This is a genomic window from Gillisia sp. CAL575, from assembly GCF_000403785.1.
Classification (GTDB): domain Bacteria; phylum Bacteroidota; class Bacteroidia; order Flavobacteriales; family Flavobacteriaceae; genus Gillisia.
On the sequence record NZ_APHJ01000012.1, the window covers coordinates 1 to 1,672 of the forward strand.

A 1,672-nucleotide genomic window follows, 5' to 3' on the forward strand; every position below is an offset into this window, starting at 1 on the left:
GTTTAATTTGATAATGATAGATAGTAATTTGAAAAGTTTTAAAATAATTCCAGTTAACAGATCAATAGTCTTAAGTACATTAAAGCTATAAAATATACATTTCAACAAAACAACTCAACAAATCACAACATCGGTTAAGCGCAAATAGCGGGCAATCTGGTGAAAAGTGCTATTTTAGACATCAAGTAAAAAACAACAAAGCCGACAAGTTTGCGACCCTACTCCACGCTACTTGCCTTAACCAAGACCGTTGTAGCGCATAAAAAGTAAGAATGACATCAAATTCAAAAAGCAAAAACTTCATAGAAAAAGTTCAAGTTTATTTTAATTATTTAATAACTGACTTCGGTTATAATTTAGTTGAAATTCAAGAAAATGACATAAATGATAAAATAACTTATTTGAATAATGATTTAGATAGACAACTGACTTTATATAATTCGTATCACCCCGCAGATTACGGATTTGAAGCTCAATGGTATAGACCTTCAATTTCAACGAAATTTTCTGACCGAGAGTTTCAATTATATGAATTGCAAGAAAATCAAGATATTGAGCAAAAATATTTGATAAAAATAGCTGATAGGTTAAGAACACAATATGACGGAATAATAAAGGGAACAAATTGGATTTCAACTAAACTTTAATCATGAGGTAGTAAACTTTTAACGCGCAACAACATCGGTTAAGCGCAAATAGCGGGCAATTAGGTGAAAAGTGTTATTTTAGAGACCAAGAAACAAACAACAAAGCCGACAAGAACGCGTCCCTACTCCACGCTACTTGCCTTAACCAAGACCGTTGTACACAAGCCTTAATATGAAATATTTAGTTTTATTAATATCTATTCTTCTGACTAATGTGAATGATAACTATTGTACCTGTCCAGCACTTGGGAATACAGAGAAAGAAACAGCCAATGAATTTAATAATTCTGAGTTAGTTTTGATAGGTGAAGTAACGAGAGTCAATTCTAAGGACTTTAAATATGAATTTATAGTATGCGAAGTTTTTAAAGGTGACTTAAAAGAAAATATGAAATTAGAAGGAGTTAATCCAAGAACTTGCAATCCAATAGTAGACGAAAATGGTCAATGGTTGTTATTTGGTGAATTAACAGAAAAGAACAAATTTGTACATAATGATTGCGGATTAACAAATAGCCTGATTAAACCATGGAAAAATCTTCCTATGACTTTATCCCCACGTTCGCAAAAAACACATAAAGAAAAAATCAAAACTTGGAAAGATGAAACTTTAAAAATAACTGATAAGCAATTAGAATTATTAAGAAAATTAGAGAATTAAGGCCAATGTACAACATCGGTTAAGCGCAAATTGCGGGCATTTTGGTGAAAAGTGATACATTAGATACCAAGTAAAAAACAACTAAGCCGACAAGAACGCGTCCCTACTCCACGCTACTTGCCTTAACCAAGACCGTTGTAAAACATTGCTCAGAAAGAAAATTACGTAAAGAAAATCGTTAAAATTTTGATTAACAACAACCAATCTTTCGCAACTGTTACGCTGAATATTTGAAGATTTTGGAATACAATAAAAACCACTAAATTCTGATTTTAGTCAACAGAATTCGGAAAGATGAAAAATGTAAAAAACCATACTCTTCCGATCAGTACGCTGACTTTTACTCTGACGGGAAAAAGTAAAA

2 protein-coding genes are annotated in these 1,672 nt (G+C 31.8%); both read left to right on the top strand.

Annotated features, from left to right (window positions below):
* Window positions 1–272: 272 nt before the first annotated feature.
* Entirely contained in the window at window positions 273–647 is a 375-nt protein-coding gene (locus I130_RS00105; protein ID WP_034917120.1) for a hypothetical protein, read from the top strand.
* Between the two features lie 172 nt (window positions 648–819).
* On the top strand, window positions 820–1,308 hold the full coding sequence (locus tag I130_RS00110; RefSeq protein ID WP_034917123.1) for a hypothetical protein: 489 nt from the start codon (window positions 820–822) through the stop codon (window positions 1,306–1,308).
* The last annotated feature ends 364 nt before the right edge of the window (window positions 1,309–1,672 follow it).

Coding starts and splice junctions, on each gene's coding strand:
- I130_RS00105 (WP_034917120.1), top strand. CDS start 273: ATGACATCAAATTCAAAAAGCAAAAACTTCATAGAAAAAGTTCAAGTT.
- I130_RS00110 (WP_034917123.1), top strand. CDS start 820: ATGAAATATTTAGTTTTATTAATATCTATTCTTCTGACTAATGTGAAT.